The sequence below is a fragment of the Frondihabitans sp. VKM Ac-2883 genome (genome assembly GCF_015350875.1).
In the GTDB taxonomy this organism is placed as follows: Bacteria; Actinomycetota; Actinomycetes; order Actinomycetales; family Microbacteriaceae; genus Frondihabitans.
In genome coordinates this window covers 346,974-373,011 of the sequence record NZ_JADKSF010000002.1, presented here as the reverse complement: position 1 = coordinate 373,011, position 26,038 = coordinate 346,974, and the positions used below count along the sequence as shown (strand labels likewise).

Here is a 26,038-nt window from a genome sequence, read left to right as displayed (position 1 = left end):
CGCCCTGGCCGAAGCTGTCGTATGCCGAGGACGACACAATAGTCAGGCCCGAATTCTCGGTCTTGGCGAAGTAGGGAACCGGTTCACCCTCCGTCGTCAGCTCGATCCACGCGAGACGAGCCTCGTCGCCCGCGCCTCGCGCATCGGAAAGGCACTGGAGGGCCTTATCGGGAAGGCTGCGATCGGCCGTCAGATCAATGTCATCGCAGTTAGTGCCGGTCGGCGCACTGACTCAGCCGGGGGCATCCGCGAGAGTGCGGGCCGCCGCGATGGGGTCGGCGGGGGTGCTGCTGCATGCCGAGAGGAGAGGCAGGAAAGCCAGCGAGAGCCCTGCAGCAGCGATCAGTCGCGTATGTCGTTTCGGCACAGCACCATCGTCACCTATCGGCGCTCTCGCTCGAGTCACGATCCCGCAACGAGGACTCCCCTACTTGTACAAAGGGGTCATCATTTTGTACAGTGTGGACGTGTCGACGATCAGCGTGAGTGATGCCCGAGGGAAGCTGTCCGAAGTAATAGAAACCGCCCGCACGGAGGCGGTGTTTTTGGAACGGCATGGCAGACCTGCTGCGGTGTTGATCAGCCCGGCGCAGTACGACCGATTGATGGACGCCCTCGAAGACGTCGAGGATGTGCACGCGTTCGATGAGGCCATGGCTGATGAGGGGCCGAACATACCCTGGCATCAGGTCAAGGCCGACCTCGGTTGGCAATGAGCACGTACCGGATCGAATTGCGGCCGGCCGCCGTCACAGCGCTTCGCAATATTGACCCTCAAGACGCCCGTCGCGTTCAGGGCGCCATCGCGCTCCTGGGGCAAAACCCGAGACCACCGGGGGCAAAAGCGTTGCAGGGTCGGGTGGGGCTGCGGGTGCGGGTGGGTAACTACCGGATCATCTACACAATCAAGGACGACGTCCTGTTGGTTGTCGTGGTCACCGTCGGTCACCGCCGTGACGTCTACGACACCCATTGACGCCTGTATAGGCCCAACAGCGATGGCTGGCTGCCCGGGGGTGAACCGGTACTTCGCGTGATCGATGCGGATGGTGGACTAAAAATGGACGCTAAGCCAACAATTCCCACCGTGGGCAACCCAGATCTGTAGGGCCTGTGGCACTCACGGGGAGAAGGTGATCTCTGGCGCTGCGCCTTCGCCGAGAAGGAAATAGCCGAGAAAGACCACAGCCTCGTCGGCGGTGTCAAACTTGGAGATGACGACATCGGCGGGTTCGTAGAAGACGTCACCGGCCCGCAGGGTCGTCTCGTCTCCCTGGCCGATCTGGAAAGTGGCGGAACCGCTTTCGATCACTCCGAACACGGGGCCGTTGTGCTTGTGCGCGCCGCCAACTGTGAAGGGCGAGATCGAGATTCGGCGCACTTCAACGTGAGACACGTCTGTGGCCGAGCCGAGGTGTTGATCCAACAGGGTTGATCGGGCGATGGGAGAGCCGTTCATGGTCGCAGCTTGCCACGCCCTTGGCGCGTCACGGCAGCGTGACGGAGCGCGGGTGTAACGCTTTCGTAAATACTCAGGACGAGTCGATCTCGGCGCCCCAGCACGCCCGGATCGTTGCGGCGGCGGGGCGCCGAACGCATACGAGGCGCCCTCTGTGGCACGCGCACGCCTCAACGTCGGCTGGTGACGGGTGCTCATGTCATCTATCGTTCACAAGAACGATTGACAGGAGGGGTTCTCCCCAATGCCACCCATCGTCCCTTCCCCGATGAATGACCACGAGCGCGGCCCGAGTCGCCGAACCCTGCTGACCGGTGCCGCAGGTCTTGCCGGTCTCGGTCTTCTCACGCTCACCGGTTGCACCAGCGGTGCCCGGTCCACCACCATCCCCGAGGCTGCCGCGACCGGTATCGCTGCCCGTGGCGGCCGCCTCCGCATCGCGCGCCCCGCCGCGTCTGCTGCCGAGACTCTCGACTCCGCGAGCAGCCTCTCCGCGTACGAGTACCTCGGCGCGCTCTACAACCGCCTCGTCAAGCAGAACCAGGCGGGTGAAACGGTCGCCGACCTCGCCGAGGAGTGGAGCGCGACCCCCGACGGGACGACCTGGACGTTCCGGCTCCGCAAGGGCGTCCGCTTCCACAACGGCAAAATTTTCACGGCCGCCGACGCGATCGCCTCGATCGAGCACATCCTCGACCCGAAGACCGCGTCGCCGCAGGGTGGCGTGCTCGGCGACATGCTCGACAAGAACAGCTTGTCGGCGCCCGATCCGTACACGCTCCGGTTCGACCTGACCAAGCCGAACGCGGAGTTCCCGTCGCTCCTCACGGCCTACCAGTGCTACATCGTGCCGGCTGGCGAGATCGCGACGATCGGTACGACTGGCATCGGCACGGGGCCGTTCAAGCTCTCGTCGTTCGCGCCGGCCGGCTCCGGCAGCGTCGAGGCGTTCGACGACCACTTCGCAGGCCGCCCCGCGCTCGACGGCATCGACTTCTCGTCGATCCAAGACACCACCGCCCGGGTAAATGCCCTGCTCGCCGGGCAGATCGACCTGATCTCGCAGACGAACCTCGACTTCGCCACGGCCCGGGTCGTCTCGGCGTCGAGCCGCGCGACAGTGGCCCGCGTCAAGAACGCCCAGTGGTACACGATCCCGATGCTCGCGACGAGCACCGAATTCAAGGATCCGATGGTCCGGCAGGCGATGAAATTCGCCTACGACCCGAAGGTGATCGTCGCGACGGCACTCCAGGGCACCGGCTCACCTGGGTGGGACAACCCGGTGCCGCCCACCCTCGCGGCGTTCGACGATGACCGGCGCGTCTACGATCCGGACAAAGCGAGGGCGCTGCTCAAGAAAGCTGGGCGCTCCGACATGAAGACGTCGATCTACACGTCGAGCTACGAGTCGGTGTTCACGCCGATGGCCGTGGCGTACCGCGACCAGGTGAAGGCGGCGGGTATCGACCTGACCGTCCGGAACGCCTCGTCGGATTCGTACTACACCGAGATATGGATGCAGAAGCCGCTCATGGTGAGCTACTGGTTCACCGGCCGGCCGATCGACCAGCTGCTCAACCAGATCTTCCGCACGGGCTCCAGCTACAACGAGTCGGCGTGGTCGAACGCGACTTTCGACGGTTTGCTCGACGACGCCCGCGCCACCATGAACGACGATCGTCGACGGATGCTCTACCAGGACGCCCAGCGAGTGATCATCGAGGACGGGGCCGACATGACCCCGATGTTCGGTGACCGGCTGGTGGGGATATCCCGGGACGTCGTCAACTACCGGGAGTTCGGCTTCGAGTTCGACTACCTCCGGATCGGACTGCGCAAATGACCGTACTGACAACTGTCCTCCGACGAATCGGCACCGCGATCCTCACGGTCGTTCTCGCCTCGCTCTTCGTCTTTCTCGCGATCCAGTTGCTCCCCGGCGACGTCGCGCAGCAGCTCCTCGGCCAGAACGCCACGCCGGACGCGGTCAAGGCGCTCCGCGAGTCGCTCGGGCTCGACCAGAACGTCTGGCTCCGCTACGGTGACTGGCTGATCGGCGCCGCCCACGGCGACTTCGGCACGTCGCTCGTGAGCGGCGACCCCGTCGGGCCCTCCCTCTTCGTCGCGTTCCGCAACAGCATGCTTATCGCCGTCCCCGCGATGCTCATTGGCGTCACCGTGTCGTTGACCCTCGGCGTCGTCGCGGGGGTCCGTCGGGGCCGAGCGAGCGACCACGTGATCTCGCTCATCAGCCTCGTGGTCATGAGCGTGCCGGAGTTCATGGTCGCCACCGTCCTCGTGCTGGTGTTCGCGATCGCAATTCCGGTGTTCCCCGCGGTGGTCCTGCGGGGGAGTGACGCGACCGTGCTGCAGCTCCTGCCGTCGGTGTGGCTCCCGATGATCGTTCTGACACTGGCGATGGCGGCGTACATCGTGCGCACCGCCCGGAGTTCGACCATCGACGTGATGGCGTCGGAGTTCATCACGACAGCCGAGCTCAAGGGCCTGTCGACGCGGCAGATCGTCTGGCGGCACGCGGTCCCGAGCGCCCTCCTGCCGACGCTCAACGTCGTCGCGCTGAACGTCGCCTGGCTGCTCGGCGGCGTGGTCGTCGTCGAGAACGTCTTCAACTACCCGGGCATGGGCAAGCTCATGCTCGAGTCGGTCTTCAACCGAGACCTCCCGACGATCCAGGCGATCGCGCTGCTGAGCGCCCTGATCTACGTCGTCTGCAACCTGGCGGCGGACCTCGTCGCGCTCGCCCTTGATCCTCGGCTTCGCACCAGGCAGCGGGGGCGCCGTGCGCGACCACGCGGTACCGCTCGACGCCCGGCCGCCCTCGCCGCAGCCAGCGCAGACACCGCTACCGCAGACAACGCCACCGCCCGGAAGGATCGCGCATGACCGCCGCACTTCAGTCATCACCGCTGACCCGCTTCCGCGGCCGTCTCCGCGGATGGACGACTCCGCTTCGCGCCTCGACCGCGCTGTCGATCGGCCTCGCCCTCATTGCGCTCCACGTCGTCCTCGCGCTCCTCGCGCCGGTGATCGCCGGGCACGATCCCGTCGTGACCGACTCCACGAACGTGCTCTCGGGCACGACGTGGTCGCACTGGCTCGGCACCGACCAGTACGGCCGCGACATCCTGTCGCGCGTGCTGAACGGCGGACGGTACGCGTTGCTCGTCACGTTCCTCGCCACGACCATCGCGGTCGCCATCGGAACGGTGCTCGGTGCCGTCACCGCCTATGCGGACAACTGGTTCGACGAAGTCGTCATGCGCGTCGTCGACGCCCTGTTGAGCGTGCCTTCGATCCTCGCACTCCTCGTCGTCGTGACGGTGTTCGACTCCGGTCTCTGGGTGATCGTGCTCGCGGTGACGGTCGTCTACGCGCCCGCCGTGACCCGGGTGGTCCGCGGGGCGGCCCGAACCGTGATCACGCAGGACTACGTCACCGCCGCCAGGGCGCGCGGCGAGAAACCGCTGAGCATCGTGTTCCGCGAGATCCTCCCCAACGTCCTCGACGTCGTGCTCGTCGAGTACGCCATGCGGGCGTCGTGGATCGTCCTCCTCATCTCCACGCTCTCGTTCCTCGGCTTCGGGGCGAACCCGCCGACGCCCGACTGGGGTCTCATGGTGCAGGAGAACCGCACCGCGCTCACCGTGGTTCCGATGGGCACGCTGGCACCTATCGTCGCTCTGGCGACTCTCGTCATCGGCCTGAACCTCAGCGCCGACGGTCTCAGCAAGGCTCTCGGCATCGACCGCGCACAGCAGGGGGCCGCGTCATGACGACGACCGTCGACGACGTACCGACCACGACCGGCTTTGTCGTGCGGGTGAATGACCTCGCGATCTCGTACACGGCCGGACGCACCGACGTGCCAGTGGTGCGCGGGGTGAGCTTCGACATCCGTCCTGGTCGGGCCCTCGGCCTCGTGGGGGAGTCGGGCAGCGGCAAATCGACCGTCGCCCGCGCACTGCTCGCGCACCTCCGTCGCGGCTCGCGGATCGTCTCCGGCACCGTGGAGGTCGCCGGAGATGACGTCTTCGCGCTCTCCCCCGTCGACACCAGGGCACTCCGGGGCGGCACGGCTGCTCTCATCGCTCAGAACGCCGGGCAAGCGCTGACGCCGTCCATGCGCGTGGGCCGTCAGCTTCGTGAAGCGCTTGAAAGCCACGGGCTGCCGAGCGGCGACGATCGGGTGCAGGAGCTCGTGCGACGAGTGCGGCTCCCGGATCCTGAATCCATCGTCCTGCGGTACCCGCACCAGCTCTCGGGCGGCCAGCAGCAGCGCATCGCGATCGCGATGGCCATCGCCGCGCGGCCGCAGGTGCTCGTCCTCGACGAGCCGACGACCGCGCTCGACGTCGTGACTCAGGCCGCGGTGCTCGAGCTGATCCGTGACCTCGCGGTGGAGCTCGAGATGGCGATCCTGCTGGTGAGTCACGACCTGGGCGTCGTCTCGAGCATGGCCGACGAGATCGCCGTGATGCGCGACGGGCTCGTCGTCGAGCACCGCCCGACGGCCGACCTCTTCGCCACACCGAAGCACGCCTACACCCGGGAGCTTTTGGCGGCCATCCCCGGGGCGGCCCTCGCGCCGACGCCGACTCCGGCCGACGGCTTCGCCGAGAGCGCAGGATCCGCGGAGCCCGACGAGGCAACCGTCGTTCCCGCACCTCCGGTCGTGCAGGCCGACGGCCTCGTCATCAGATACGCCCGGCATCTGCCCGCGGCGGTGCAGGACGTGTCGTTCACCATCGCGCCGCGCGAGACGCTCGCCGTCGTCGGCGAGTCGGGCAGCGGCAAGTCGACGCTCGCGACCGCGCTGGCGGGGCTCATCCCGACCGAGTCCGGCACCTTCCGATTCGCCGGCGACGGGGTGTCCGGAGATCTGGCCGAACCGGTGTCTGGGCGGTCTCTCGACCTCCGCCGCGCCGTGCAGCTGGTGTTCCAGAACGCTGACACCTCCTTGAACCCGCGCCGAACCGTCGGAGCGGCCATCGCCAGGCCGCTGAAGCTCTTCACCGGCACGACGTCTGCGGAGCGCGTGGGCGAGATCCTCACCGAGGTCGGGCTCTCTCCGTCGTTCGCCGCTCGGCTCCCCGCGCAGCTGTCGGGTGGGCAACGCCAGCGCGTCGGTATCGCCCGCGCACTCGCCGCCGGGCCGCAGCTCGTGATCGCCGACGAGATCACGACCGCGCTCGACGTCCGGGTGCAGGCCGAGATCCTGCAGCTGCTCGCCGACCTGCAGCGCGACAAGGGCCTCAGCTGCCTGTTCATCAGCCACGACCTGGCTGTCGTGCGCGGCGTCGCCGATCGAGTGGCCGTGATGACCGGCGGTCGCATCGTCGAGATCGGACCGACCGGTCGTGTCTTCGCCGGACCGAACCACCCCTACACTCGGCAGCTGCTCGACGCGACGCTCGAACCCGGCACGACCGAGCTGCCGGACGTGCAAGACGCCGTGGCGACCTGGCGCGACGCCGCCGGCGGCGGTTGGCGGGATCTCGGCGACGGGCACAGGATCAGGAACTGGGAGGACGCATGACCGACGCGACCTCGTCGCCGACGGTGACGGAACGCGACGTCTGGATTCCGATGCCGGACGGAGTGCGCCTCCATGCCAGAATTTGGGCTCCCTCGTCGGGGGCGCCCGTCCCGGCGCTCCTCGAATACCTGCCGTACCGGCTCGACGACTGGACGGCCCCGCGCGACAGCGAACGGCACCCGTGGTACGCCGAGCACGGGTACGCGTCGATACGCGTCGACATCCGCGGATCCGGCTCGTCGGACGGCCTCTTCGATGACGAGTACTCCGTGCAAGAACTCGACGACGGGGTCGCGGTCATCGAGTGGATCGCCGCCCAGGAATGGTGCACCGGCGCAGTCGGGGTCTTCGGGATCTCGTGGGGCGGGTTCAACGGGCTGCAGCTCGCGGCCAGAGCCCCCTCGGCGCTCAAGGCCGTCGTGACGGTGTGCTCGACCGACGACCGCTACGACAACGACGTGCACTACATGGGTGGCGCAGTGCTCGGCATCGACATGGCCGCCTGGGGCGGCACGATGTTCGCGTTCAACTCGCGGCCGCCGCGACCCGAGGTCGTCGGCGACTACTGGGTCGACCGGTGGCGCGAGCGGCTCGAGTCCAACCGGCCCATGACGCCGACGTGGCTTGCGCACCAGGAACGCGACGACTACTGGAGACACGGGAGCGTCGCCGAGGACTACTCCGCGATCTCTGCCGCCGTGCTCACCGTCGGGGGATGGGCCGACCCCTACCGCGACGCCGTGCTGCGGCTCGTCGCCAACCTCTCCGCGCCCGTCAAGGGCATCATCGGGCCCTGGTCGCACCAGTACCCCGACCGCGGGTTCGCGCCCGGACCGTCGATCGGTTTTCTCCAGGAGACACTCCGCTGGTGGGACCAGTGGCTGAAAGGTATCGATACCGGCGTCACCCGCGAGCCGGCGCTCCGAGCGTGGATCAACGACTCCGAGCCGCCGTCGACGTACTACGCAGAGCGGACCGGGCGCTGGGTCGGTTCCCCCTCGTGGCCGGCACCGGCGTCGTGCGCGTCACCTCGAATCGTCGGGCTGTCGTCGTTCGCCGGCCCCGCGCCCGTGCGTCTTGACGCGGGGGCTCGCGCCACCTCGGATGTCGTGGTGCGCTCGCCGCAGCAGACCGGTGCCGACGCCGGACGCTTCTTCCCGTTCGGCAATGCGACCGATCTGCCACCGGATCAGCGGGCCGAGGACGGCCGTTCGGTGTGCTTCGACCTGCCCCTCGACGGCCGGCTCGACATCCTGGGCAACGTGCTCGTCGACATAGCTGTATCGAGCGACGTGCCCGACGCCAACATCGTCGTGCGGCTCTGCGATGTGGCCCCGGACGGCAGCTCGACCCTCGTCACGCGCGGGGTCCTGAACCTCAACAAGCGACGCGGCCGAGCAGGGAACACCCCGATGGTTCCCGGCGTCGAGGAGGTCGTGCGAGTGTCGCTCGTCTCGACAGGGCACTCCTTCCCTGCGGCGCATCGGCTGCGCATCGCGCTGTCGAGCGCCTACTGGCCGTGGATCTGGCCGCACGCCGCGGAGGCGACACTGATCGTGTCGCCGGACCGCAGCAGCGTGACGATCCCCGAATGGACTCGTACCGACGACGACGGCGTGGAGTTCGAGCCCGCGATCCGCTCCACGCCGATGGCGATCCGCGCGGTGCCGCCGACCGAGGCCGAGGCTGCTGCTCCGCCCCTGTCGCAGCGAAGCGTCACGCACGACGTCGAGACGGGAGAGTGGGTGCTCGATGTCGACCCGGGCTATGGCGGCTCCCGCCTCTATCCCGACGGTCTCGTCTTCACCGAGAGCAGTCGAGAGACCTACCGGATCACCGAGGGCGACCCTACATCCGCGGTGGCCGAGTCGCGATGGGCGATCGGCCTCGAGAAGCCGTCGTGGCGGGCCCGCCTCGAGACGACCTCGCGAGTGACGGCGGACGCCGATGCCTACCGCGTCGTCAACACCGTGCGGGCCTGGGCGCGCGACGGCGGTCCCGATGTGACGGAGGTGCTCGTCGCCGATCGCTCGTTCGACGAGGTCGTTCCCCGGACGTCCGCGTGAGCGTGGCACGGCGGGAAAAGCCTGCCGTTCGCCGCGCGATGATCGTCGAGGCGGCGCGGGAGGTCATCCTCCAGAAGAGCCTCGGAGCGACCACGCTCCGTGACATCGCCGCCGAGGCGCAGGTCTCGGTCGGCACCGTCACGTATCACTTCGGAAGCGTCGCCGAGATCCTCAACGAGGTCGTCGTGCTCGAGACGGATCGGTTCTACGCGTCGATCATCAAGGCAGTCGACGCCGAGCCGGACCCCGTGCGCGGTGTGCGGATGCTGGTCGAGCCGCTCTTCGAAGACAGCGACGAGGCCGACGCGCACTGGCGGCTCTGGTCGGACTACTGGACGGCGGTGGCTCGGAAGCCGGCCGTCGCTGAGGAGTACTCCGAGCGCATCCGTATCTGGGAGGCATGTCTCGTACGGGCCATCCGGCGCGGTATCGACCTCGGGGTGTTTGCGACCGAGGACGCCTCCGAGGTCGCCCTCAAGCTCGCCGCGTACAGCGACGGTGTCGCGACACAGCTCGCGCAGAAGGCCCCCGGGCTGACCCGGGCGCGGGCGCTCGGCTGGATGTGGACCTTCCTGGACCAGGAGCTCGCACCTGACCTTCCACTGTTCGCCTGAGCGGCCGTGGCCGTGGCCGTGGCCTCGTCGACGTAGTGGCGCTCACAACATGATGAGGGTGAGGCCGAGTGCAAGCAGAGCCACGCCCTGCAGGGCCGCACGGAGCACGATGATCCGATCCCAGCCCGCCTGCAGCGCGCGAGCGTTGGACGGCGTCTCGCCTCGGTCTGCCGCCTCGGTCAACGTGCGGTTGATCGCCGCGCTGACGCGCGCGTAGAGCACGAGCCAGACGACGAGCAGCACGAGTGCCGCACCAGCCAACGCCGCAGCCGCGGCCTGGCCCGCGAACGCTGCCAGCACAGCAGCAGCCAAGGATCCGACAAGGCCCACGACCCCGGGGACGGGCATCCGTTGGTCACCAAAACGGTGCACATTGCCCATGACGGCAGTGAGTGCTGCGTCGTCGACGCGGGCGAGTGCGGGGCGCTGCACCAGGGCGCAGAACGCGTCCGTGCCCCAGACGAGCCCGACGCCGAGGATGGCCAGGAGTGCCGCAACCTGAATAAGGGCGATCATGCTGCCGCCGCCTCGGAGCCGCCGAGCTGGGGGAGGACGCCGACCTGCTGGAAGACCTCCATGAGGTTGAGTTCGTCCCAGTGCTCGACGAGGAGGCCGTTCGCGACGCGCCAGATGTCGATGCTCCGCATCTCGACGGCGGCGCCGGTGGCCGGAATGCCCAGCAGGTCGCCGGTGTGGGTACCTCGATAGACGAATCGACCGACGACACGGTCGCCCGAGACGATGACGTCTTCCATCGTCACGACGACATCGGGGAGCCCCGCGAAGAAGTTCTTCCAGAAAGCTCGGTTCGCCTCGCGGCCGTCCGCGACGACGACGTTGTGGTTGACGTAGTCGTCGGCGATGAACGCGTCGACGAGGTCTGCGTTGTGGGTGTTCAGCATTTCGAGGTACGTCTCGACGAGTGTGCGTGATTCCATCTATCTGCTCCTTCATTAGGGCTAGCGCTGCTAACCGTTAGCGACGCTAGCTCCGCGGCAACGCCGTGTCAAGACTGGTGCTCGCATTGCTAGCACTGCTACGGTTGACTATGACAATCGAAGAGCGTCGAGCCCGCGACCGATCGGCGCGACGTCGCCTGATCGCGACGACGGCTCGCTCGATCGCCGAAAGCGAAGGCTGGGAGGCCGTCACGACCAGGCGCCTGTCGACCGAGATCGAATACAGCCAGCCGGTCATCTACAAGCACTTCGCCTCGCTCGACGACATCGCCGATGCCGTCGCCCTCGAGGGCTTCGAGGAGCTCGCCGAGGCCCTTCATGAGGCGCGCGTCACCGCCGCCTCGGGCGATGCGCTGTCAGCCGTGGCCCATCGCTACGCCGCCTTTGCGACCGATGCGCCCGCCGTCTACGACGCGATGTTCAGCCGAACCTCCCGCCTGCACTTCGGAAGCGGTTCGGCCTCGTCGCTGTCGCCGGCGCCGTCGTCTGCCTTCGCCGAGTTGAGGGCGGCGGTGGAACCTCACGCCGGCGATGCCGACGTCGAAATGCTGACCGAGGTGCTCTGGGCGAGCCTGCACGGCCTCGTGGAGCTACAGCGAGGCGCCCGATTGCGGCCGGATCACCAGAAGGCCCGGATCCTTCTTTTGGTGGACAGGATCGTTCCGAATCGGCTTCTCGCGGAGCCTGGGCCGGTGAGCGGCTCTCTAGAAAGCTAATTGACTCTGGAATCAAGCGTGACTCTCGGTACTAGTTCATGTGCTATTTCGAGCCCCGCCGAGCCGCCGAGCGGGGCGGGTTCGTGCGGAGTCGCTCGCTGATACGACCGAGGATGCGGGCGAGATCCCTCGCGTCGTCGTCGGTGATCGGAGCGAACAGCAGGTCGTGCACGGTGCCGATGTGCCCGGGGAACACCGCTGCGAGCACGCTTCGCCCCGCCGCGGTGATCGCGACGACGGTGCTTCGCTCGTCGTCCGGCGAGGGCGATCGCGTCACGAGCCCGCGCTGCTCTAGGAGCTGCGCCTGGTAGGTCAGCCCGCTTCGGCTGTACACGACCCCGTCGGCGAGGTCGGTCATGCGCTGACGGCCGTCGGCGGTGTCGCCGAGCCTCGCCAGGAGCTGGAACTGCACATAGCTCAGCTCACCGACGTCGCGGAGCTGCTTCTCGACGGTCGGTCGCAGCAGTGCGCCCACCTCGGTGAATGCCAGATAGGCGCTGAGCTGAGTCGGGGTGAGGGTGGTGGGCGAATCCGGCATGTGTCCATCGTAGCTGTTGCTTCGAGTTCGAAGCAGTGGTAGCTTTCTGGTATTCGCTTCGAATTCGAAGCAATCGACGAAAGGATCCATCATGAAGGCAGTGCAGTACCGCGAAGTCGGCGGACCCGAGGTTCTCCGCTACAGCGACATCGAGCAGCCCGCTCCCGGCCCTGGCGAGGTCCGGTTGCGCGTCGCGGCATCCGCCTACAGCGCAGCCGACAACGGCATGCGCGCCGGGTTCCTGCCGATCCCGATCGAACTCCCGCACGTGCCGGGCTACGACGTCTCCGGAACGGTCGATGCTCTCGGGGAGGGTGTCGCGGGCCTGGCTATCGGTGACCCGGTGATCTCATTCCTGCCGATGGAACGCGACGGCGGCGCGGCAGAGTACGTCGTCGCCCCCGCCGACGCGGTCGTGCCGGCGCCCACGAGTATCCCTCTGCCCGATGCCGCCGCACTGCCGTCGGTCGCGCTGACGGCGTGGCAGGCGCTCTTCGACGAGGGGCGGCTCGAGGCGGGTCAGCGGGTGCTCATCGTCGGTGCTGGCGGCGTGGTCGGCAAATACGCCATCCAGCTCGCGAAGCGTGCCGGCGTGCACGTCATCGCGACCAGCAGCCCGCGCAGCGCAGCGGCTGTGCAGGCCGCCGGTGCCGATCAGGTGATCGACCACACCGAGACCGACGTTCTCCAGGCCGTCGAGGGGCAGATCGACGTTCTGCTGAACCTCGCTCCCATCGAACCCGACGAATTTGCCGCCGCCGTGGCAATGGTCCGAGACGGCGGAGCGGTCGTGAGCACGACCGCATTCATGCCGACGCCCGGTGACGACTCCCGAGGGGTGCGGGCCGCGACAGTGTTCGTGCTCCCGAATCGACAGCGCCTTACTGAGCTCGTGTCCCTCGTCGATTCGGGAGCGATCACGGTCGAGGTCACCCGTCGGATTCCGCTGACCGAGCTGCAGTCGCTGCATGCCGAGGGTGCGGCCGGGCGAGTTTCGGGCAAGGTCATCGTCCTGCCGTAGTGATGGTTTTGATTGTTGCCAGCTTGTCGCGAATTCTGGCGGGGAGGCGGCTCTCTAAGAACCTAATTGACTCTGGAGTCAATGACGACTTTCGACAGGTGCCCCACCGTGCGCCTGAGTCGACTCGGCGCGCGTCCCGTCAGCCCCGCCCCACCTGCAGCGCGGGAAGCACGACATCGTCGATGACGGCGACGAAGAACTTGCGCTGCGCCGGCCTGTCCGCGGCGGTCAGGTAGTGGGTACTCATCGCCGGGATCACGTTGGCGACGATCGGCACGCGCGCGGCCATCTCGGCGGAGACCTCTCCCCGGTCGATCGCGCGGGTCAGCAGTCGACGGTAGATCTCGCCGTACGGCTCGGTCACCTCCGCCCGGACGGCGCCGGCGATGCGCTCCGAAGCTCGTGCCGCCGAGGTGAGGCCGGAGAACAGGGCGAGGCGCCGATCGGGCCCGCCGAGCCAGGGGGAATCGACTACGGCGAGCAGGTCGGAACGCAAGGATCCCAAGTCGGGTAGCCGTTCGATCTCAGGAGGGGGCCCGATGGAGTGGATCGCCGCGAGAACGAGATCGTCTTTCGTCGCCCATCGGCGGTACAGCGTCGTCTTGGCCTTGCTCGTGCGTGCGGCGACGTCATCCAGGGTGACTCGGTCGTAGTCCCGCTCGGCCAGGAGATCGAGGGTCACCTCGAGAATCAGCGCGTCGCGCGAACGATCGAAGGGGCGGCCGACCTGTGTGGCGTCAGGGGGGCGGTTCGAATCGGTCACGAGCCAAGCCTAGGCGGTGGCGAGACGTTACGCTACTAATGAGTAGCGTAATTACAAGCAGGCCGCTAGGCGGTCGAGAAGGAGGAGACGATGAAGATCGACAACTCGGTGGTCATCATCACGGGTGCGTCGTCCGGTATCGGGGCGGCGACGGCGCGAGCGGCGGCGGCGGCCGGCGCGAGGGTCGTCTTGGCAGCTCGGCGCGAGGATCGCATCAGCGCCCTCGCCGATGAGCTGGATGGCGCAATTGCCGTTCGATGCGACGTGACCGACCAGGAGCAGGTGGCGGCGATGGTGAAGACCACCCTGGATGCGTTCGGTCGCGTCGACGTTCTCGTCAACAACGCCGGTCAAGGGCTGCAGGCGACGACGGAGCAGATCTCGCTCGACGATTTCCGCGGGGTGCTCGAGCTGAATCTGGTGGCACCCCTCGCCCTGATGCAAGCGGTGCTTCCGGCGATGCGCCGACAGGGGGCCGGCCGCATCGTCAACGTCAGTTCGGGGACGACCTTTGCGGATGTTCCCGGCACGGGCGGCTACGTCGCATCGAAGATCGCTCTCGAGCGGCTCTCGGCGATCGCTCAGAATGAACTCGAGGGAACGGGCGTGACCGTCTCGACGATGATCCCATTCGCCACGAATACCGAGTTCCTCAGCTCGATTCGAGCAGGCCGAGCCGATGCCGAGGCGATGACCTCCGGTGCGACGTTCGATGCGCCCGAGCAGGTCGCCGACGCGATCCTGGAGTTGATCGAGACGGGCGAGGCCCGCCGGGATCTCGTGCCGGTGGCGTACGGAGGCACCCGCCCATAGGTCAGGGGCAGAGGCCAAGGGGTACCTCGGCTCACCCGGGCTCTCCCTCCCTCCGCGCGGGAGCGGCGAGCGGGGAGCGGGGAGCGACTAGACCTATGCGCGCGAGGTCTTGGCGAGCGCGACGAGGTACCGGCACTCGCTCGAGCCCGAGTTCGAGAAAGTGCAGTCGGCGGCCTCGCCGAGTTGCAGGCAGTCACCCGCCTCGAGTGTGTGGTGGTCGGCGCCCTCGGTGAAGTCGAGAGTGCCGGCGGTGACCCAGATCTGCTGGTCGATGAAGCGGAACGCGTCTGCGGGGTAGTGCACCGATGCGCCCGGCGGAAGCGAGACGTCGACCAGCTCCAGGGCCGCTGCTGTGCCGGGTGACAGTGCTCGCCGCGAGTAGCCCGTCTCGGGGTCTCTCCAGACCTGCTGGTCGACCGCCCGGAGCAGGCGCGACCCCTCGCTTTCGGCGCGCACGATGAGCTCGGAGAGGGTGAGGCCGAGGCCTGCGGAGAGGCGGGCGAGCAGGGCCGCAGTCGGCTGGACGTCACTGCGTTCGATACGGGCGATCATGGCCCGAGAGACCCCGGAGCGCTCTGCTAGGCCGACCAGGGAGAGGTTCTGCTCCGCCCGGGCCACCCGGACGGTGCGGGCAAGGGCGTCGGTGAGATCGTCGACCATCGTGTCTCCTGTTCTTATGGTGCCGCTTTTGGCTACTATATGGCCATGACAGCCTCACGCCTGATTCGACCGGCCCTCGCATCGGATGCCGACGCCTGCGCCGCCATCTACGCGCCGTATGTGCGGGCCACCGCGATCACCTTCGAGACCGAGCCCCCGTCCGCTGACGACATGGCGCGTCGAATCGCCGCGGCGCAGGAGCGGCACACGTGGCTGGTCCTCGAAGAAGACGGAGTCGTGATCGGCTACGCCTACGCGGGCCCCTTCATGTCTCGCGCCGCCTATCAGTGGAGTTGCGAGGTAAGCGTGTATCTCGACAGTGACCGGCGCAGCTCGGGGGGCGGCAGCGCCCTGTATGCGGCGCTGCTTCCCGCCCTGCAGGAGCGCGGGTTCCGGCGCGTCATCGCCGGCGTGACGCAGCCCAACCCGGCCAGCGCCCGACTCCACGATCGCTTCGGCTTCGAGCCGGTGGGCACTCATACCAACATCGGCTGGAAGCTCGACAGTTGGCACGACGTGACCTGGTCGCAACTCGACCTGCCGCACGGTGATGACGTGAAGGCGGCGCCCCTCCCGCTGCGCTGACCGCCTTCCGGTCGCAATGGGTCGGATCCTGGTGTCGCGCCTTGCCGCCGACGTGCGTCAGCTCGTGCCGAGGAGGGCGTCGCGGTGTGCCCGCGCCCACGCTGTCATCGACCGCGCGGGTGTCCCCGTGAGGCGTTCGACCTCGGTCGTGAGTGCGTCCACCCCGTCGAGGCCGTGACGGGCGACCAGGCCGAATTGCCGTCGCAGCCCTTCCGCCTGCCATGACGAGATGCCGGTGAGCCGGAGCAGGCCGGCGAAGGCGTGGCTGGGCAGGTGGAGGTACCGGATGCGCCTCCCGAGGCCGGCCGACAAGGCCTTCGCGACGCCGCGTCCGTCGAGCAGAGTCGGTCCGGTGAGCACGGGCTCGGCGCCGGAGTGCACCCCATCGAGGAGCACCGCGACGGCGACTCGCGCGATGTCGTCGGTGTCGATCCAGGCGATGCGTCCGCGCCCCATGGTCTGCGGGAAGACGCCGCGACGGAACGCCGGCGCTGACGATTCGAGATTCGTCATGAACCCCGACGGATGCAGGATCGTGTAGTCGAGGCCGCTGGTGCGCACCCGTTCGTCGATCTGCCAGATCGCGCTCGCCCAGGGGAGCGGAGAGTGCTCGGCTGCGTCGCCGCCCGAGAGGTGGACGATCGCCCGCACCCCGGCCTCCTTCGCGGCCCGGACGCCGTTCGCCCCGTGCTCGGCCTGCTGCTCGGTCGCCGCCGAAATCAGGAACAGCTGATCCACGCCGTCCAGTGCCTCGACCAGCGTGTCGGGCGCGCCGAGGTTGGCCACTCTGGCGTCGACGCCGCGGGCTCGAAGTCGAGCCGCCTGGTCGTCGCGACGAACGATCGCCCGCACGGGCGCGCCTGCTGCGAGCAGCCTCTCGAGAGTCTTTCCGCCCACGTCGCCGGTCACTCCGGTGAGTGCGATTGTCGATTCCATGATTCCTCCAAGTATCAGCTAACTGATATCTAAGCACTCCTGGATAGAATCGACGCATGGCCGCCGAGATCTCAGTGTCACGAGACGACATCGACGGAATCGCCGCATGGACCGTCATCCGTGCCGCTCGCGAACTCGCCCGGATGCTCGCTCACGAGCTCGCGCCACTCGAGATCAGCCCGGTCGAGTTCGGTGTTCTGGCGCAGTTGGCGGCGGGTGACGGCCTCAGCCAGGCCGAGCTTGCTCGATCTGTCGGCGTCCGCCCTCAGAGCATGACCGCGCTCGTCTCCGGCCTCGAGGGCCGAACTCTCATCGCCCGCGGTTCCGACCGCGGGAGGGGGCGCCTCTCGCAGATCCGCTTGACCAGCGAAGGTCGGGCACTGCTGGCGCGCGCCTACCCCGTCGTCCGGGCGAGCAACGGGTGGTTCGGCGACGACACAGCCGGGGTCGACGCCGTACGAACGACCCTCATGCCCCTGCTCGGTCCGACGAGCGAGCCTGCCAGGGACGTTCCCTAGCGGCGAATGACGTTCTGGAGCGCCGCCCACTGGAGCAGCATGATCGTCTTGCCATCGAGGATCCTGCCGTCCGCGATCATCTCGAGCGCGTCATCGAACGCGAGCTCGACGATCTCGATGTCTTCGCCCTCGTCCGCGACGCCGCCACCCGCGCTGGTCCGGTCGCCGGGGGAGTACGTCGCGGCGTAGAAGTGGACGCGTTCAGTCACCGATCCCGGGCTCATGTACGCATCGAAGACGTGGGTCAACTCTCCGACCTCGACACCGAGCTCTTCGCTCGCCTCGCGCCGAATCGCGGTCTCGGGGTCGTCGTCGTCGAGCAGACCTGCGGCGGTCTCGAGGAGCATGCCGTCGGGGTGGTCGTTGACGTAGGCGGGAAACCGGAACTGCCTGGTCAGGAGGATGGTCTGCCTCGCGGGGTCGTAGAGCAGGATCGTCGCGCCGTTGCCGCGGTCGTAGGTTTCGCGCTGTTGGGTCGACCTTTCGCCGTCCTGCCCGCGGATGTCGAAGGTCGTGCGGCGGAGTACGTGCCAGCCGTCAGAGGTGACCTCGACGTCACGGACCACGACATCCGGGTTCCGATCGAGATCACGGCCGGTTTGATCCAGGCCGGTTCGGCCTCGGGAGTCGGGAAGGGAGACGCCTCGGGAATCGATCACGCCTCGACCGTATCGGACCCGGTCGCGAGACCGAATGCAGGCGCCAGACGACGGTGCAGGGTGTCGCAGAGCCGGGGCGCTAGTGCCGGCGGTGCCGACCGGTCGCCGGAGCGGTGAGAGCGCTGTCGAGTTGTGTCGTGAGGATGCCGGCGAGATCCTCGAGCGTGCGGATGTCGTCGGGGGTCCACTGTCGGGGCCGGTGATCGATGGCACAGAGGGCGCCGACCGCGTGGCCGTCGGCGGTGATGAGGGGGATGCCCGCGTAGGCGATCCAGTCGCTCTCCGAGACGGACGGGCTGGAGGCGACGAGGGGGTGCGTGCTGGTGTCGTCGATGATGAGGGGTTGCCGGGAGGTGATCGCGTATTGGCAGTAGGAGTACTCCAACGGCGCACTGCCGACGGCCGACCAGGGGGGAGTGAGGCCGACGTGGCTGGCGTAGACCTGCCGGTCGTTCTCGATGAAGGTGACGAGGGAGACCGGGGTCCGCAACTGATCGGAAGTGAGTTTCGTGAACTCGTCGAAGTCGACGGCTCCCGAGCTGTCTCGGAGAGCGCGAACGGCGGCAAGCCGATCGACGTCGTTCAGCAGCGAGACAGGAGCGTGGTCCAACCCGCCGGGAAGACCGAGCTGGGTGGCGACCGCTTGTCGCAGGGCGTCTTCGGCGAGGGGCCCGGAGAGCACGTGGGTGGCGCCCGCCTTCTCCGCGGCGAGCCGTTTCTCGGGGGTGTTCGCGATCACCACGACGGGGGTGTCGGCGGTAGTGGGAAGGGAGAACAGCCGTCCGACGAGGGCGAGCCCGAACTCGTGCGTCATCGAGTCGCCGAGGATCACCAGGTCGGGTTCCGCGCGGAGGATCGCAGTGGTGGCCTCGAAAGGGCCCTCCCCGATCAACAACTCGAACCCGTGGGGCAGGAGGGCCTGCATGGCTTCGCGCCGAGTGCTCGGATCGCTGTCGACCAGAAACACCTTGGCGGCGGGGGCCTCGGTGCTGAGTGCCTCTGTGCTGATCGCCTCGGCGGTGGGAGCGGAGGCGACGGTGGCGGCAGTGGTGGGCATGGAAGCTCTCCTCGGACGGCTCGCGTGACAGTGCCGAGTCGCGCCCACGAGGATCCCCGTGGTTGCGAACGAGGCACCCTGAAGCTTTAGCCTCGCAATATCGTGGCTCGATGGTTACACCCAGTGCGGGGGCCGTAGTCGCCCCTGCATGCACCAAAGATTCCGCTCGCACTCAGCGGCAGGCACAAAGATGGCCGGTAGTACATGGTGTGCACCCTCCGCGGGCTGCACGGAAAGCCGGACGAAGGAGACCCCTATGGCGAAGACCACGAAGCTCGAGAAGTCTGCCGAGAAGGCCTACGACAAGGCGAAGGAGGCGGTCAAGGACGCCCGCGATCTCGCCAAGAAGGTGGCGAAGAAGAAGCGCCCGCCCGTCGACGACCTCAAGAAGGATCTGAAGAAGGCGAAGGCCGACCTCGCGACGACCCCGGCCAAGTCGGCCGCGCCGAAGTCGACGGCATCCATGTCGGCGCCGAAGTCGGATGAGGACAAGGCGGGCGCCCTCTACACGCCGCCGCTGCCGCACAGCGCCGAGTCGGACGACCTCCACGCACAGACCATGATCAGCCTGCGCACGACCGCGAAGGCCAAGGGGCTGACGGGTATCTCGCGGCTCAACAAGGCCGGCCTGATCGAGCGGCTTGAGCGCTCCGGCAGCTGACCCGCGGGCTGTAGATCGGCGACGTCGCGCGAATCGGCCAGCGTCACAGCGCCGCGGCGCGTGAGGTTGGCCGATTCGCGTCAGGTCGCGGGCCCTCTTCCGTGAGGTGGCCTCTCCGGCTATGCTTACGGTGATTTATCGATAAAGCGCCCTTGCGGCGTTTGTCACAGGTCACCATCCAGCAGAGTCGCTTGAGAGGATCCGCCCCTATGTCAACCCGATCACCACGCCTACGCACCTCGAGACCGCCACGGTTGGCGGCCATCGTCGGTGCGGCGGCCATCATCCTGGGCTCGCTCGTCGCGGGCACCGCGGCCGCACCGAGAGCCGAGGCCGCAACGACGGCCTCCTGCGACATCTACGCCAGCGGCAACACGCCCTGCGTCGCCGCCTACAGCACGACTCGCGCCCTTTTCGGGGCGTACAACGGCCGGCTCTACCAAGTGAAGCGCGCGTCCGATGGCGCGACGACCGACATCGCCACCACCGCGGCGGGTGGCTACGCCAATGCCGCCGCCCAGGATTCGTTCTGCTCCGGGACGACCTGCACCATTCCGGCCATCTACGACCAGACCTCCCGGCACAACGATCTCTCGGTGGCGCCCGCCGGTGATGCCGGCCCGGCCAATCACGCCGCCTCGGCGACCGCCCTGCCCGTGACCGTTGCCGGACACCAGGCGTACGGCCTGTACATGCCGCCGCAGGTGGCCTATCGCCGAGCGAGCACCATCACGACGGGTACGGCACGGGGTGCTTCTCCCGAGTCGATGTACGAGGTGGCGAGTGGCACCAACAGCAACAACGGCTGCTGCTCCGACTTCGGAAACGTCGAGACGGAAGAGAAAGACACCGGGCAGGGGCACATGGACGCCCTGAACCTGTCGACCCTGAACGGTCCCGGTAGCACGGGTAAAGGGCCGTGGGTGCAAGCGGATCTGGAGAACGGCGTCTTTCAGGGCGGGACGGCCACGTACACCCCCAACGCCGGCAACGGCAGCAAGTTCGTAACGGCAATCCTGAAGAACAACGGAACGAACACCTTCGCCTTGAAGGGCGGCAACTCGCAGTCGGGTTCGTTGTCGACGTGGTACGAAGGCGCAGAACCGGCCGGCGACTACACGCCGATGAAGCTCGAAGGCTCCATCGTCCTCGGTGCGGGCGGCGACAACTCCAACCGCGGAACACAGTCCTTCTACGAAGGGGTGATGACCAGCGGATACGCGTCGACGGCAACGGACAACGCCGTTCAGCAGAACATCGTCGCGCAGAACTACCAGGCTGTGACCACAGGCGGCGGGCCCGGATCGCAGATAGTCGGCCCGGGCGGCAAGTGCGTCGATGTCGCCGGAGACGACACGGGTGGCAACCTCGCGGTTGTCCAGCTCTACGACTGCCAGACGCTCGCCGCCGACCAGCACTGGTCCGGTTCGGCATACGGCAATGGCACCCTCGGCACCCTGGGCCGCTGCCTCGACGCCGACGGCAACGCCACCGCGAATGGCACCAAGCTCGAGCTCTACGACTGCAACGGCTCGGGCGGACAGCAGTGGCGTGTACAGGGAGACGGCTCGATCAAGAACCCCCAGTCGGGACGATGCCTCGACGATCCCTCCGGCAACACCGCCAACGGCACAGCCCTGCAGCTCTACGACTGCAACGGCGCCGCTCCGCAGAAGTTCACGGTGGCCGTGCCCATCATCGGCAACGGCGGAAAATGCGTCGATGTCGCAGGTGACGACCTTCAGCAGAACGGCAGCCAGGTGCAGCTGTTCGACTGCCTGACCATCGAGACTGCGCAGCCGGCCGCCCAGGATCAGCAGTGGACGGTCACGGCATCCGACCACACCATTCGCAGCCTCGGACGATGCTTGGACGCGAACGGCAACGCAACGGCCAACGGGACGCACGTCGAGTTGTACCAGTGCAATGGCGTCGGCGGGCAGCAGTGGATTCCCCAGGCGAACGGATCGATCCTCAACCCGCAGTCCGGTCGCTGCCTCGACGACCCGTCGGGCGCCACGGCCAACCAGACAGCGCTTCAGCTGTACGACTGCAACGGCAACCAGGCTCAGGTGTTCGCCATCAACTGAGCGCGCATCGCCTGCACGTGTGCCCGTGGCCTCTCGGCTGCGGGCACACGCGTGTGAGCGGCGAGCCCTTCCGGCCATGTGTGGCGGGGACGGCCCGACCTAGAGCTCTTTCGGCGTCTCGGTCGCCGAGCAGCCGCACGACTCCCGAGCGATGAACTGCACGTCGAAGTCTCGCCTGGTCCAGCCGGGCACGCCGTCGACGATCTGGAGAAGTCGCTCCGTGGCGTCCCGGGCCATCTCCTCCACCGGAACCCTCACCGTGCTGATTCCCGGGCTGACGACACGGGCCAGGCCGAAGTCGTCGAAACCCACAACCGACATCTCGGTCGGCACGGCGATACCGAGCCGAGTCAGTGCGGTGATGGCGCCGAATGCCATGTCGTCATTGGCGAAAACCATCCCGTCGTAGTCGGCGAGACGGGAGCCGAGTTCGTCGATGACGGTCGCCCCACCCTGCTCGGTGAGGTCGGACTCGACGATGAGGGAGCCTTCCTCGACTCCCGCCTCGCGGACGGCGTCCGCGAACCCGAGGCTGCGATCGAGTCCGGTCTGGTGGTCACGCGGGCCGGCGACATGGATCAGACGCTTCCGGCCGTGGACCTCGAGGAGGTGCCTGGTGGCGAGAGCTGACGCGGCACGGTCGTCGATTCCCACCGTCACCGGCTCGTCGAGGTACGGAAAGTTACCGATGAGGACGACCGGAACGCCTCCCTGTGAGAGGCGCTGAACCGTGGAATCGGTGATCGCCGCGCTCGTGACGACGGCACCGTCGACCATGTTGCCCCGAAGCACGCGTTCGTAGGCGGCGAGCCCATGGGCCTCGTCGGCGTTGGTGGCGAGGAGGGTCTGCACGTCGCGTCGGTTGCAGGCTTCGGTGACACCCTGCAGGACGTGCGTGAAGTAGGAGTGGCCGAACACGTGCGTGGCCGTGAGAGGAACGATGAGCGCGATGGTGTTCGTCTTCTGATTGCGCAGCGCCCTCGCGGCCGACGATCCGACGTACCCCAACTCGGTCGCAGCCTGCCGGATCGCGATCTTCTTCTCGGCGCTGATGCGCCCGTTGTCGAGCAACGCCATCGACACGGCGGCGGGGGTCACGCCGACCTTCTCGGCGACGTCTTTGAGGGTCACCCTTCGCCCGTTCGTGGAGGCCATGAGATCCCTTCTGCTTGATCGATTGACCAGTCGGGCCCCAACCTACTGGACCCGACTCGCTTTCTTCAGACGGGCATCGGCCCGCCCTGCACGATCGCACGAATGACGCCAGGATCCAGCTTGGGTACGCGATCCTCGGTCAGAAGGCCGTTCGCCTCCTGCATGGTGTCGGTGAGCTGGGTGTAGCAGGATCCGACGACCGCGCGCCCAGCCCGGATCCCTTCGTAGACGGCCAAGAGACGAGCCTGGAAATCCTCGGCGGATGTGGCGGAGGAGTAGCCCCACGCGTCCTCGGCCCGAGCACCGGGCGAGTACGTGATGCCGCCGAATTCCGTGACCATCACCGGGGCGTCGTCTCGGATCGATCCGGTGACTGTCACTCGACGCCCGGCAGGACCGAGCCCGTTCATGAGGTTCGCGCGAAGATTGGGGTCGGCGTACCGGTCGGTCAGGACGGCTTGGTCGGAGTCGTAGTCGTGCACGGTGAGGATGTCGGAGTCGACGTGTTCCCACCCATCATTGGAGATCACAGGCCTGGTGGGGTCGATGGCTCTGGTCAGTGCCGTCAGTGCCTGAGCGAACGCGACCTGACGCGGGTCGTGGGCGATGTGCTGAATGCCCCAGCTCTCGTTCATCGGAACCCACGTGACGATCGAGGGGTGCGAGCGATCACGGTCGACGACGTCCAGCCACTCCCGCGTCGTGCGCGAGACTGCCGTCGGCGAGAACTCGTAGGCGGCAGGCGCTTCTGCCCAGAGCATGAGACCCAGGCGGTCCGCCCAATAGAGGAATCTCGGATCCTCCATCTTTTGATGCACGCGGGCGCTGTTGAATCCCAGTCGAAGGATCCACGCGACTTCGTCCCGGAGTGCCTCGGGGCTCGGGGCGGCCAGATGAGAAGTAGGCCAGAAACCCTGGCTGAGAACGGAGCGGATGTAAACGGGGCGTTCGTTCAATAAGAAGGAACGGTTGGCTATCGAGGTCGTCCGCAGTCCGAAGTAGCTGACGACTCGGTCGCGGCCGACTGTGACATCGGCGGTGATGAGGGAGGGATTATCGGGTGACCAGAGCAATCGCTCGTAGTCCTGTCCGTTCGCCTGTCGGGGGAGGTCGAGGGTGACCGTGGCACGTTGCCCGACGAGCGAGGCAGTGATCTCCGCGAGTGCGACCTCACCGTGGGTGAGCGTGATGCGAACAGTGTCGCCTGACAGGGGCGGTGCCGTGAGTCGCAGTTCGCAGACCACCCGTGCCCCGGGCACATCGGCCGTCCAGTGCAGCTTCTCGACGGCGACGGCGGGTGTGGTCTCGAGCCACACGCTCTGCCAGATGCCGGTTGTCCTGCGGTACCAGATGACGTGCGCGTCGCTCTGCCAGTCCTGTTTGCCGCGAGGTTGGCCGACGTCGGCGGCGTAATCCTCGGCGCGGACGGTCACGGTATAGCCGGCGTTCCCAGGCTGGATTGGCACCACGAGCGAAAAGGGGGTGTGACCCCCCTCGTGCTGGGCGACCTGCGCTCCGTCCAGCCACACTGTGGCACGGTAGTCGACCGCACCGAAGTGGAGCACGAGACGGGGCCTGTCGTTCTCGTCGTAGCCGGCGGTTACAACGTCGTCCCACGAGATCTCCCGCTGGTACCAGACGACGTCATGGATTCCGTCGACTCCTATTCCCGAGGCTTTCGACTCCGGCGGGAACGGGACGATGATCGTTTCGGGGAAGGCGTGTTCTGGCAACCACCATTGCTCGGTGAGCCCGCGATCGTCGTCGTCGATGGCGAAACGCCAGACGCCGTCGAGGTTCTGCCAGTCTCGGCGGATGAGCTGCGGGCGGGGGTAGTGCGCATCATGCGCCTGCGCGGCCAGGGCCTCGGCCGAGAGGGTGTCAACCGACACGGACATCTCCGTTCGCCGGCGTCCATTCGGCTTCCTCCTGGAAGCTGCTCGCCGCACTCGTGTTCTGGCGCGTCGACTGCGAGTCGGTGACGGAGACGATGCCCATTCGCCGGAAGAAGAGGCTCGTCTCATCCGTCGAATCGGCGAATCGCTCCTGGTCGGCCGGGAGGTCGCCGCTCGGGTCGAGGACGAACTCCTCCACGTTCCGGCCGCCCGAGGCATACGACCAGTCGACGAAGTCGAGAAGAGGCCACCAGGTGTAGCCGCGGATGTCGCACCCCGCCGCGTTCAGAGTCCGGACGAGGGCTGCCGATTGCTGCAGCCATGACTGGCGTTCCTGCTCGCTGCCCTCGATGCTGGTCTCCGTGATGACGATCGGGAGACCGTACCTTCGCAGGGCGTCCTCCAAAACGTGTTGCAGCCCCGCCGCGCCTCTGTTTTCCGTCACCTGGCGGGAGGAGCCGGGTGAGCCTCGAAGAATGCGCGGGGTGAGATCGGGGTAGTAGTTCACCCCGAGGACGTCGATCGTGGGAACGTCTCGAGTGAGTCGTTCGAGAGTCGACTGAGAGGCGCCGTGGTCGACGAGGTACTTCCTGTACGGGTGTTCCTCGGTGACCCGACCCAGGAGCAACTCCAGGGGGAGCCGAGCGATTGCTTCGTGATGCGCGACATCGGCCTCCAATGCGGGGTCTGACGCCGAATACAGGGCAGACGCCTCGACGTGCACGATCACGGCGTCCGCATTGGCGCGTCGAATCGCGCTGATGCTCTGTCGGATGCCGTCGACGATGGAGACGGTGACCTCGGTCCATCCGTCCCAGCCGGTGAGCGCCGGCGGCCAGACACCCCGAAGGCCGCAGAACGAGGCGGTGGTGAGCGGTTCGTTGAGGGGGGTGATGTGGTCGACGACACCGCGGTAGCGCTCCGCGAATGCGCCGGCGAACTCGGCCACGGTCTCGGCGTAACGATCGTCGGCGAACGACCGGGTCAGCCACGTGGGCGTCCCGTAATGGACCAGGTCGGCTACCACGACGAGACCGAGGGTCTTGACGGCGTAGTCCAGGCGTTCGTCGAGTGACTCCCAGCGGAACTCTCCCGGGGCCGTATGCACGAGTGGCCAGCTGACCCCGTACCGGAACCCTGTTGCCCCGAGCGCCTTGATGCGGTCGAAGTCCTCTCGCCAGTGATCGTCGTGACCGGTGAGGAGGTGCTCGTCGAGTGCTCCCATGGCAGAGCCGACGGGTGGATAGACGCAGGTGTCTTCGATGCCGAGGAGCCAGCGGAGCTCTCCTGAGGCGAAAAAGGGGTCTGTCATG

General features: G+C 67.3%; 28 protein-coding genes. 15 read left to right on the top strand and 13 right to left on the bottom strand.

Annotation, left to right across the window (positions count from 1 at the left end):
- Positions 1–232 precede the first annotated feature (232 nt).
- Positions 233–367: a hypothetical protein gene (locus ITJ49_RS18125; protein ID WP_370544378.1), complete on the bottom strand. Its 135-nt coding sequence runs from the start codon at positions 365–367 to the stop codon at positions 233–235.
- A gap of 100 nt (positions 368–467) precedes the next feature.
- On the opposite strand from ITJ49_RS18125, the gene ITJ49_RS18120 reads away from it, so the two are divergent.
- Both ITJ49_RS18120 and ITJ49_RS05335 read left to right on the top strand, forming a co-directional pair.
- Positions 468–716, top strand: coding sequence for a type II toxin-antitoxin system Phd/YefM family antitoxin (locus ITJ49_RS18120; protein ID WP_194602380.1), 249 nt, complete (start codon positions 468–470; stop codon positions 714–716).
- Positions 713–976, top strand: coding sequence for a type II toxin-antitoxin system RelE/ParE family toxin (locus ITJ49_RS05335; RefSeq protein WP_194602378.1), 264 nt, complete (start codon positions 713–715; stop codon positions 974–976). Before ITJ49_RS18120 ends, ITJ49_RS05335 begins: the two co-directional genes overlap by 4 nt.
- A gap of 144 nt (positions 977–1,120) precedes the next feature.
- On the opposite strand, the gene ITJ49_RS05330 is transcribed toward ITJ49_RS05335, so the two are convergent.
- A complete protein-coding gene (locus ITJ49_RS05330) occupies positions 1,121–1,459 on the bottom strand; it encodes a cupin domain-containing protein (RefSeq protein ID WP_194602375.1) in 339 nt (112 codons plus the stop codon).
- A 268-nt stretch (positions 1,460–1,727) separates the two neighbouring features.
- Here ITJ49_RS05330 and ITJ49_RS05325 point away from each other — a divergent pair, with 268 nt between their 5' ends.
- From ITJ49_RS05325 to ITJ49_RS05300, 6 genes are read left to right on the top strand one after another with little or no spacing between them, the layout of a single operon-like run.
- Positions 1,728–3,305 (top strand): ABC transporter substrate-binding protein, encoded by a 1,578-nt coding sequence (locus tag ITJ49_RS05325; protein WP_194602372.1) that lies wholly within the window; start codon positions 1,728–1,730, stop codon positions 3,303–3,305.
- Positions 3,302–4,366 carry an ABC transporter permease gene (locus tag ITJ49_RS05320; RefSeq protein WP_194602369.1) on the top strand — a complete coding sequence of 355 codons (1,065 nt, stop codon included), beginning with the start codon at positions 3,302–3,304 and terminating at the stop codon, positions 4,364–4,366. The genes ITJ49_RS05325 and ITJ49_RS05320 overlap by 4 nt, the downstream gene beginning before the upstream one ends.
- Positions 4,363–5,256, top strand: a complete 894-nt coding sequence (locus ITJ49_RS05315) for an ABC transporter permease (protein WP_194602366.1) — start codon at positions 4,363–4,365, stop codon at positions 5,254–5,256. The genes ITJ49_RS05320 and ITJ49_RS05315 overlap by 4 nt, the downstream gene beginning before the upstream one ends.
- Positions 5,253–7,019: an ABC transporter ATP-binding protein gene (locus ITJ49_RS05310; RefSeq protein ID WP_194602363.1), complete on the top strand. Its 1,767-nt coding sequence runs from the start codon at positions 5,253–5,255 to the stop codon at positions 7,017–7,019. Before ITJ49_RS05315 ends, ITJ49_RS05310 begins: the two co-directional genes overlap by 4 nt.
- The gene (locus ITJ49_RS05305) at positions 7,016–9,085 is read left to right on the top strand and encodes a CocE/NonD family hydrolase (RefSeq protein ID WP_194602360.1); all 2,070 of its coding nucleotides are present in this window, start codon (positions 7,016–7,018) and stop codon (positions 9,083–9,085) included. Before ITJ49_RS05310 ends, ITJ49_RS05305 begins: the two co-directional genes overlap by 4 nt.
- Before the next feature lie 2 nt (positions 9,086–9,087).
- Entirely contained in the window at positions 9,088–9,699 is a 612-nt protein-coding gene (locus ITJ49_RS05300) for a TetR/AcrR family transcriptional regulator (RefSeq protein ID WP_370544377.1), read from the top strand.
- A 42-nt stretch (positions 9,700–9,741) separates the two neighbouring features.
- Here ITJ49_RS05300 and ITJ49_RS05295 read toward each other — a convergent pair whose 3' ends face one another.
- On the bottom strand, positions 9,742–10,215 hold the full coding sequence (locus tag ITJ49_RS05295) for a DUF1772 domain-containing protein (RefSeq protein WP_194602357.1): 474 nt from the start codon (positions 10,213–10,215) through the stop codon (positions 9,742–9,744).
- Positions 10,212–10,637 carry an ester cyclase gene (locus ITJ49_RS05290; RefSeq protein WP_194602354.1) on the bottom strand — a complete coding sequence of 142 codons (426 nt, stop codon included), beginning with the start codon at positions 10,635–10,637 and terminating at the stop codon, positions 10,212–10,214. The genes ITJ49_RS05295 and ITJ49_RS05290 overlap by 4 nt, the downstream gene beginning before the upstream one ends.
- A gap of 110 nt (positions 10,638–10,747) precedes the next feature.
- On the opposite strand from ITJ49_RS05290, the gene ITJ49_RS05285 reads away from it, so the two are divergent.
- Complete coding sequence (locus tag ITJ49_RS05285; protein WP_194602351.1) at positions 10,748–11,374, top strand: TetR/AcrR family transcriptional regulator; 627 nt, start codon at positions 10,748–10,750, stop codon at positions 11,372–11,374.
- Positions 11,375–11,417: 43 nt separating this feature from the next.
- On the opposite strand, the gene ITJ49_RS05280 is transcribed toward ITJ49_RS05285, so the two are convergent.
- The gene (locus ITJ49_RS05280; protein ID WP_194602348.1) at positions 11,418–11,912 is read right to left on the bottom strand and encodes a MarR family winged helix-turn-helix transcriptional regulator; all 495 of its coding nucleotides are present in this window, start codon (positions 11,910–11,912) and stop codon (positions 11,418–11,420) included.
- 91 nt (positions 11,913–12,003) lie between these two features.
- On the opposite strand from ITJ49_RS05280, the gene ITJ49_RS05275 reads away from it, so the two are divergent.
- A complete protein-coding gene (locus tag ITJ49_RS05275) occupies positions 12,004–12,933 on the top strand; it encodes an NADP-dependent oxidoreductase (RefSeq protein ID WP_194602345.1) in 930 nt (309 codons plus the stop codon).
- Between the two features lie 139 nt (positions 12,934–13,072).
- On the opposite strand, the gene ITJ49_RS05270 is transcribed toward ITJ49_RS05275, so the two are convergent.
- The gene (locus tag ITJ49_RS05270; protein WP_194602343.1) at positions 13,073–13,696 is read right to left on the bottom strand and encodes a TetR/AcrR family transcriptional regulator; all 624 of its coding nucleotides are present in this window, start codon (positions 13,694–13,696) and stop codon (positions 13,073–13,075) included.
- A gap of 90 nt (positions 13,697–13,786) precedes the next feature.
- Between ITJ49_RS05270 and ITJ49_RS05265 the strand changes: the two genes are divergently transcribed.
- Positions 13,787–14,509, top strand: a complete 723-nt coding sequence (locus ITJ49_RS05265) for an SDR family oxidoreductase (protein WP_194602339.1) — start codon at positions 13,787–13,789, stop codon at positions 14,507–14,509.
- Positions 14,510–14,602: 93 nt separating this feature from the next.
- Here the strand turns inward: ITJ49_RS05265 and ITJ49_RS05260 are convergent, their stop codons facing one another.
- A complete protein-coding gene (locus tag ITJ49_RS05260) occupies positions 14,603–15,169 on the bottom strand; it encodes an XRE family transcriptional regulator (RefSeq protein WP_194602335.1) in 567 nt (188 codons plus the stop codon).
- A gap of 45 nt (positions 15,170–15,214) precedes the next feature.
- On the opposite strand from ITJ49_RS05260, the gene ITJ49_RS05255 reads away from it, so the two are divergent.
- Positions 15,215–15,754, top strand: coding sequence for a GNAT family N-acetyltransferase (locus tag ITJ49_RS05255; protein WP_194602332.1), 540 nt, complete (start codon positions 15,215–15,217; stop codon positions 15,752–15,754).
- A 57-nt stretch (positions 15,755–15,811) separates the two neighbouring features.
- Here ITJ49_RS05255 and ITJ49_RS05250 read toward each other — a convergent pair whose 3' ends face one another.
- Complete coding sequence (locus ITJ49_RS05250; protein ID WP_194602329.1) at positions 15,812–16,690, bottom strand: NAD(P)H-binding protein; 879 nt, start codon at positions 16,688–16,690, stop codon at positions 15,812–15,814.
- Between the two features lie 56 nt (positions 16,691–16,746).
- Between ITJ49_RS05250 and ITJ49_RS05245 the strand changes: the two genes are divergently transcribed.
- Complete coding sequence (locus ITJ49_RS05245) at positions 16,747–17,208, top strand: MarR family winged helix-turn-helix transcriptional regulator (RefSeq protein ID WP_194602326.1); 462 nt, start codon at positions 16,747–16,749, stop codon at positions 17,206–17,208.
- Here the strand turns inward: ITJ49_RS05245 and ITJ49_RS05240 are convergent.
- A complete protein-coding gene (locus ITJ49_RS05240; RefSeq protein WP_370544376.1) occupies positions 17,205–17,867 on the bottom strand; it encodes an NUDIX domain-containing protein in 663 nt (220 codons plus the stop codon). The genes ITJ49_RS05245 and ITJ49_RS05240 overlap by 4 nt on opposite strands.
- A gap of 79 nt (positions 17,868–17,946) precedes the next feature.
- Entirely contained in the window at positions 17,947–18,924 is a 978-nt protein-coding gene (locus ITJ49_RS05235; protein ID WP_194602323.1) for a GAF domain-containing protein, read from the bottom strand.
- Positions 18,925–19,180: 256 nt separating this feature from the next.
- On the opposite strand from ITJ49_RS05235, the gene ITJ49_RS05230 reads away from it, so the two are divergent.
- Together ITJ49_RS05230 and ITJ49_RS05225 are read left to right on the top strand one after the other, a co-directional pair.
- On the top strand, positions 19,181–19,585 hold the full coding sequence (locus ITJ49_RS05230; RefSeq protein WP_194602320.1) for a hypothetical protein: 405 nt from the start codon (positions 19,181–19,183) through the stop codon (positions 19,583–19,585).
- A gap of 209 nt (positions 19,586–19,794) precedes the next feature.
- Positions 19,795–21,675 carry an arabinofuranosidase catalytic domain-containing protein gene (locus ITJ49_RS05225; protein WP_194602317.1) on the top strand — a complete coding sequence of 627 codons (1,881 nt, stop codon included), beginning with the start codon at positions 19,795–19,797 and terminating at the stop codon, positions 21,673–21,675.
- Positions 21,676–21,774: 99 nt separating this feature from the next.
- Here ITJ49_RS05225 and ITJ49_RS05220 read toward each other — a convergent pair whose 3' ends face one another.
- From ITJ49_RS05220 to ITJ49_RS05210, 3 genes are all read right to left on the bottom strand, one after another.
- Positions 21,775–22,830: a LacI family DNA-binding transcriptional regulator gene (locus ITJ49_RS05220; protein ID WP_194602313.1), complete on the bottom strand. Its 1,056-nt coding sequence runs from the start codon at positions 22,828–22,830 to the stop codon at positions 21,775–21,777.
- 65 nt (positions 22,831–22,895) lie between these two features.
- Positions 22,896–24,722 (bottom strand): glycoside hydrolase family 2 protein, encoded by a 1,827-nt coding sequence (locus tag ITJ49_RS05215; protein ID WP_370544375.1) that lies wholly within the window; start codon positions 24,720–24,722, stop codon positions 22,896–22,898.
- Positions 24,712–26,037 (bottom strand): family 1 glycosylhydrolase, encoded by a 1,326-nt coding sequence (locus ITJ49_RS05210; protein WP_194602307.1) that lies wholly within the window; start codon positions 26,035–26,037, stop codon positions 24,712–24,714. The genes ITJ49_RS05215 and ITJ49_RS05210 overlap by 11 nt, the downstream gene beginning before the upstream one ends.
- Position 26,038 lies beyond the last annotated feature (1 nt).

Coding starts and splice junctions, on each gene's coding strand:
- ITJ49_RS05285 (WP_194602351.1), top strand. CDS start 10,748: ATGACAATCGAAGAGCGTCGAGCCCGCGACCGATCGGCGCGACGTCGC.
- ITJ49_RS05280 (WP_194602348.1), bottom strand. CDS start 11,912: ATGCCGGATTCGCCCACCACCCTCACCCCGACTCAGCTCAGCGCCTAT.
- ITJ49_RS05235 (WP_194602323.1), bottom strand. CDS start 18,924: ATGCCCACCACTGCCGCCACCGTCGCCTCCGCTCCCACCGCCGAGGCG.
- ITJ49_RS05305 (WP_194602360.1), top strand. CDS start 7,016: ATGACCGACGCGACCTCGTCGCCGACGGTGACGGAACGCGACGTCTGG.
- ITJ49_RS05275 (WP_194602345.1), top strand. CDS start 12,004: ATGAAGGCAGTGCAGTACCGCGAAGTCGGCGGACCCGAGGTTCTCCGC.
- ITJ49_RS05255 (WP_194602332.1), top strand. CDS start 15,215: ATGACAGCCTCACGCCTGATTCGACCGGCCCTCGCATCGGATGCCGAC.
- ITJ49_RS05330 (WP_194602375.1), bottom strand. CDS start 1,459: ATGAACGGCTCTCCCATCGCCCGATCAACCCTGTTGGATCAACACCTC.
- ITJ49_RS05250 (WP_194602329.1), bottom strand. CDS start 16,690: ATGGAATCGACAATCGCACTCACCGGAGTGACCGGCGACGTGGGCGGA.
- ITJ49_RS05325 (WP_194602372.1), top strand. CDS start 1,728: ATGAATGACCACGAGCGCGGCCCGAGTCGCCGAACCCTGCTGACCGGT.
- ITJ49_RS05230 (WP_194602320.1), top strand. CDS start 19,181: ATGGCGAAGACCACGAAGCTCGAGAAGTCTGCCGAGAAGGCCTACGAC.
- ITJ49_RS05320 (WP_194602369.1), top strand. CDS start 3,302: ATGACCGTACTGACAACTGTCCTCCGACGAATCGGCACCGCGATCCTC.
- ITJ49_RS05315 (WP_194602366.1), top strand. CDS start 4,363: ATGACCGCCGCACTTCAGTCATCACCGCTGACCCGCTTCCGCGGCCGT.
- ITJ49_RS05260 (WP_194602335.1), bottom strand. CDS start 15,169: ATGGTCGACGATCTCACCGACGCCCTTGCCCGCACCGTCCGGGTGGCC.
- ITJ49_RS05310 (WP_194602363.1), top strand. CDS start 5,253: ATGACGACGACCGTCGACGACGTACCGACCACGACCGGCTTTGTCGTG.
- ITJ49_RS05335 (WP_194602378.1), top strand. CDS start 713: ATGAGCACGTACCGGATCGAATTGCGGCCGGCCGCCGTCACAGCGCTT.
- ITJ49_RS05245 (WP_194602326.1), top strand. CDS start 16,747: ATGGCCGCCGAGATCTCAGTGTCACGAGACGACATCGACGGAATCGCC.
- ITJ49_RS05290 (WP_194602354.1), bottom strand. CDS start 10,637: ATGGAATCACGCACACTCGTCGAGACGTACCTCGAAATGCTGAACACC.
- ITJ49_RS05265 (WP_194602339.1), top strand. CDS start 13,787: ATGAAGATCGACAACTCGGTGGTCATCATCACGGGTGCGTCGTCCGGT.
- ITJ49_RS05220 (WP_194602313.1), bottom strand. CDS start 22,830: ATGGCCTCCACGAACGGGCGAAGGGTGACCCTCAAAGACGTCGCCGAG.
- ITJ49_RS05210 (WP_194602307.1), bottom strand. CDS start 26,037: ATGACAGACCCCTTTTTCGCCTCAGGAGAGCTCCGCTGGCTCCTCGGC.
- ITJ49_RS05295 (WP_194602357.1), bottom strand. CDS start 10,215: ATGATCGCCCTTATTCAGGTTGCGGCACTCCTGGCCATCCTCGGCGTC.
- ITJ49_RS05225 (WP_194602317.1), top strand. CDS start 19,795: ATGTCAACCCGATCACCACGCCTACGCACCTCGAGACCGCCACGGTTG.